At 66.3% G+C, this 4,515-nt stretch carries 4 protein-coding genes and 1 pseudogene; 4 read left to right on the top strand and 1 reads right to left on the bottom strand.

Annotated features, from left to right (window positions below; all coding sequences use genetic code 11):
- Window positions 1–53 precede the first annotated feature (53 nt).
- The 4 genes from AC16JP_RS12415 (at window position 54) to AC16JP_RS12400 (ending at window position 4,086) form a co-directional block, all read left to right on the top strand.
- Window positions 54–791: a YebC/PmpR family DNA-binding transcriptional regulator gene (locus tag AC16JP_RS12415; protein WP_484340927.1), complete on the top strand. Its 738-nt coding sequence runs from the start codon at window positions 54–56 to the stop codon at window positions 789–791.
- The gene (ruvC, locus tag AC16JP_RS12410) at window positions 791–1,261 is read left to right on the top strand and encodes a crossover junction endodeoxyribonuclease RuvC (protein WP_484340928.1); all 471 of its coding nucleotides are present in this window, start codon (window positions 791–793) and stop codon (window positions 1,259–1,261) included. The genes AC16JP_RS12415 and ruvC overlap by 1 nt, the downstream gene beginning before the upstream one ends.
- Window positions 1,258–1,860, top strand: coding sequence for a Holliday junction branch migration protein RuvA (gene ruvA / locus AC16JP_RS12405; protein ID WP_484340926.1), 603 nt, complete (start codon window positions 1,258–1,260; stop codon window positions 1,858–1,860). Before ruvC ends, ruvA begins: the two co-directional genes overlap by 4 nt.
- A gap of 135 nt (window positions 1,861–1,995) precedes the next feature.
- Window positions 1,996–4,086 (top strand): TonB-dependent receptor plug domain-containing protein, encoded by a 2,091-nt coding sequence (locus AC16JP_RS12400; protein ID WP_484340925.1) that lies wholly within the window; start codon window positions 1,996–1,998, stop codon window positions 4,084–4,086.
- 25 nt (window positions 4,087–4,111) lie between these two features.
- Here the strand turns inward: AC16JP_RS12400 and gatB are convergent.
- Window positions 4,112–4,515 (bottom strand): annotated as a pseudogene (gatB, locus tag AC16JP_RS12395) (Asp-tRNA(Asn)/Glu-tRNA(Gln) amidotransferase subunit GatB); the annotation flags it as partial.

The following is a 4,515-nucleotide window of genomic DNA, read 5'->3' as shown; positions in this document are numbered from 1 at the left end:
CATGCGTTTTCGCCCTTGGCGGAGCATGCGCTGAGGCGCTAAGGCGCTCGGTCATGGCAGGTCATTCCAAGTTCAAGAACATCATGCACCGCAAGGGTGCGCAGGATGCGAAACGCTCGAAGCTGTTTTCCAAGCTGGCGCGTGAAATCACCACCGCCGCCAAGGGAAATTCCGATCCCAACTTCAACCCGCGCCTAAGGGCGGTGATCACCACTGCGCGGGCTGCCTCGATGCCGCGCGACAACATCGACCGGGCGCTGAAAAAGGCCGAGGGCGGAGACGCCGAAAACTACGAGGAAATCCGCTACGAGGGCTTCGGGCCGGGCGGCGTTGCAATCATCGTCGAGGCGCTGACCGACAACCGCAACCGCACCGCAACCGACGTGCGCACCGCCTTTTCCAAGAACGGCGGCAATGTCGGTTCGTCAGGCTCGGTGGCGCACGGCTTCGACCGGCTTGGCCTCATCACCTATCCGGCGAGTGCGGGCGACGCCGACAAGCTGTTCGAGGCGGCGCTGGAAGCCGGTGCCGACGATGTCGAGTCGGGCGACGAGGAGCATGAAATCTGGACTGCGGCCGACGCGCTGCACGAAGTGGCGAAGGCGCTGGAGGGAACGCTTGGCGATTCGGCCGGCGCCAAGCTTGCCTGGCGCCCGAAGGAATGGGTCGAAGTCGGCGAGGATGTCGCCCGCCAGTTGCTGAAGATGATCGACGCGCTGGAAGATCTCGACGACGTGCAGAACGTCTATGGCAACTATGATGTGCCGGACGAGGTGATGGCGCGGCTGTGATCCGCATCCTCGGCCTGGACCCGAGCCTGTCGCGCACCGGCTGGGGCCTCATCGAGGCCGAGGGCAACCGGCTGGCGCACATCGCGCATGGCGCAATCCCGACGCGAAGCACCGAGCCGCTGCCGCAGCGGCTGCGGGCGCTGCATGGCGCGCTTTGCGGCGTGCTGGCGGCGCACACCCCCGACGAGGCCGCCGTCGAGGAAGTGTTCGTGAACCGCAACGCGCAGTCCACGCTGAAGCTGGGGCAGGCGCGCGGCGTGGCGCTGCTGGCGGCAAGCAGCGTGCCGGTGTTCGAACATGCGACGCGGCTGGTGAAAAAGGCGGTGACCGGCACCGGCGCTGCGGAAAAGGCGCAGGTTGCAGCGATGGTTACGCGGCTGTTGCCCGGCTGCGGCCCGCTTGGCGAGGACGAGGCCGATGCGCTGGCGGTGGCGATCGCCCACGCCCATCTGCGGAGGGCACCGCGATGATCGCCTCGTTGAAAGGGCTGGTGCAGGCGGTCGGCGCTGATCATGCAGTGATCGACGTGGCGGGCGTCGGCTATCTGGTGCAGGCGTCGTCGCGGGCGCTGGCCACGCTGGAGCCGGGGGCCGCCACCTTGCTGCTGGTTGAAACGCAGGTGCGCGAAGACGCCATCACGCTGTTCGGCTTTGCCAGCGCGACCGAGCGCGACTGGTTCCGCCTGCTGACGGGGGTGCAGGGCGTCGGCGGGCGGCTGGCGCTGGCGATTCTGGGCACGCTTGCGCCAGACGAAATCGCCCGCGCGGTGACGCTGGACGACCGGGCGATGATCGCCCGCGCGCCGGGTGTGGGGCCAAGGCTTGCGGCCCGCATCGCAACAGAACTGAAAGGCAAGGTCCCGGCCGTGGCGGGTTTGGCGGCGGCAGGCGGGGGGGCGCCGAACGTAACGCCGGCAGCCGGTGTTGCGGCGGATGCCGTGTCGGCGCTGGAAAATCTGGGGTTTCGCGCACCCGAAGCCGCGCGGGCCGTGGCGCAGGCCCAGCAGGACCTCGGCGACCTGCCGACCGCCGCCCTGATCCGGGAAGCCCTGAAGCGCGCCAGCCGCTGACGGCGGCCCTCATTTGCCTGCGCAGTCCGCGCCGCGCTGTCGCAGCGCGAAGAATTTTGCATGGCTGCACTGGACTCTCTGTATTCCCAGAAATACAGAGCGCGCGAATCCTCCCGGCTTTTCAAAAGGGTGAACGTGCACAATATTTCTGTATTGCTTGGTGCGCTGCTGCTGGTGCAGCCGGTTTCGGTGGCGGCTGCGGCCGTCGATGATGGCGCGGCCCCGCCATCCGATGGTGCGTTCGGCCTTGGGCAGATCATCGTCACCGCCCCGCGCCCGGCGGGTATCGAGGTGTCCGGCGAAACCCTGACCGGCGAAGCCATCCACGCCTTCAACCGGCAGACGCTCGACGACGCGCTCTCGATCATGCCGGGCGTTGCCGCATCGAACAGCGGCGGTTCGCGCAACGAACGGCTGATTTTCGTGCGCGGCTTCGACCGGTTGCAGGTGCCGCTTTCGATCGACGGTATCCGGGTCTATCTGCCTGCCGACAACCGGCTGGATTATGGCCGCTTCCTGACGCCGGATATCGCCGAGGTGCAGGTCGCCAAGGGGTTTGCCTCGGTTCTCGACGGGCCGGGCGCGATGGGCGGGGCGATCAACCTCGTCACCAGAAAGTCCGAGCGCCCGTTGGAAGGTGAAGTCCGCGCGACGCTGAACCTCGGCCGCGATGCGGGCTACACGGGCAATGTCCTTTATGGCCGGATCGGGACGTCGCGGGAAAAATGGTATGCGCAGGCATCCTTTGCCCGTTCGGATCAGGATCACTGGGATCTTTCAGGCCGTTACAAGCCGGCGGCCGGTTCCGCCGAGGACGGCGGCGCGCGCGATCGTTCCGCCAGCAGCGACTGGCGGCTGAACCTGAAAGTGGGATTCACGCCCAACGCGACCGACGAATATTCGCTGAACTATACACGGCAGGAAGGCGCGAAGAACGCGCCGCTGCACGTGACGGATCCGGCCGCGTCGCAACGGTTCTGGAATTGGCCCTGGTGGAACATCGACAGCCTGTATCTGTTGACGTCGACCGACCTTGGTGAGCAAGTCACACTGAAAACAAGATGGTATTACAACCGGTTCGACAATCTGCTGCGCTCGTTCAACGATAGCACCCAGACCAGCCAGAGCATCGGCCGCGCCTTCAACGCCACATACGCCGACAAGGCGTTCGGCGGCTCGGCGGAACTGGGCGTCGACATCACTGCCGCCAGCCGCATCACCATCGCCGGGCACTACCGGCGCGACCGGCATGTCGAGTGGCAGCAGAGCTTTCCATCCGGCCTTACCGAACCGGCGCAGACCAACATCGAGGACAGTTTCAGCTTCGCCATCGAAAGCCGCACATCGCTTTCCAGCCAGCTTCGGCTGACCGTCGGCGCAAGCTACGACTGGCGCGATCTGGTGCGTGCCGAAGAATATGGCACACCGCCCGGCGGCGGCCCGGCGGCGATATTCAGCTATCCGCGCCGAAACGCCGATGCGCTGAACGCACAGGCGCAACTGCTGTGGGAGCCGGATGCCGATACGCGGGTGAATGCCAGCGTTTCTTCGCGCGCGCGTTTCCCGACCGTCTTCGAGCGTTTCAGCACCCAGTTCGGCACCGCCGCATCGAACCCGGCGCTGAAGCCCGAGCGCGCGATCAACTATGAGCTGGGCTTCAGCCGCAGGCAGGACCGGCTGCGTATCGAGGGCGCGCTGTTCTACAGCGACATCCGCGATGCGATCGTGTCGGTGCGACCAGCCGGATTCCCGGCGAACAGCAGCCAGCGCCAGAACCTTGGTGACGCCGACTATTATGGCGCGGAAATCTCCATCGCCGCGACAGTCGGTCCAACGCTCGACCTGGGGGCGAACTACACCTGGCTGCACCGGCGATTTTCGATCGGCGGCGCAAGCCCCGGCACGGTGATCCCGGCCTTCGAGCTGACCGGCGTGCCCGACCACAAGGCGTTCCTCTATGCCGACTGGCGACCGGTACCCGGATTGCGCGTGCTGCCGGGCGCCGACATCGCGTCTGCGCGCATGACGTCGACTACGGCGTCACCGCCGGCATATTACAAAACCGGCGGCCATGTGCTGGCTTCGCTGCGCGTCGATTACACGGTGGCGCAAGGCGTCGAAATCAGCGCCGGCGCGCGCAACCTGTTCGACGAGAACTATGTGCTGACCGACGGGTTCCCCGAACCCGGACGCAGCATTTTTCTTGGCGCAAGGGTGCAGTATTAGCCAGCCCGGCCGGTGAAAAGGCGCCCTAGCCGAGCGCCTTTTTCAAGAGGTCATTGACGACCGCCGGATTGGCCTTGCCGCCGCTCGCCTTCATCACCTGGCCGACGAAGAAGCCGAACAGCTTGTCCTTGCCGCCGCGATAGTCGGCCACCTTGTCGGCATTGGCCGCCATCACTTCGGCGATCGCGGCTTCCAGCGCCCCGGTGTCCGACACCTGCTTCAGCCCGCGCGCCTCGGCGATGACGCCCGGATCCTCGCGGGTTTCCAGCATGATCTCGAACACCTGCTTGGCAAGCGGCCCCGAAAGCGTGCCGTCGGCGAGCAGCGCCAGCAGTTCGCCGCCCTGCGCTGGCGTCACCGGGCTTTCGGCCACTTCGAGGCCAAGCCTGTTCAGCGCCGCAAACAGTTCGCCCGTCATCCAGTTGGCGG

It is taken from the genome of Sandaracinobacteroides sp. (assembly GCF_057137845.1).
The sequence above is the reverse complement of the archived record's forward strand: the minus strand, read 5'-3'. Positions and strand labels throughout refer to the sequence as shown.

Coding starts and splice junctions, on each gene's coding strand:
- AC16JP_RS12415 (WP_484340927.1), top strand. CDS start 54: ATGGCAGGTCATTCCAAGTTCAAGAACATCATGCACCGCAAGGGTGCG.
- ruvA (WP_484340926.1), top strand. CDS start 1,258: ATGATCGCCTCGTTGAAAGGGCTGGTGCAGGCGGTCGGCGCTGATCAT.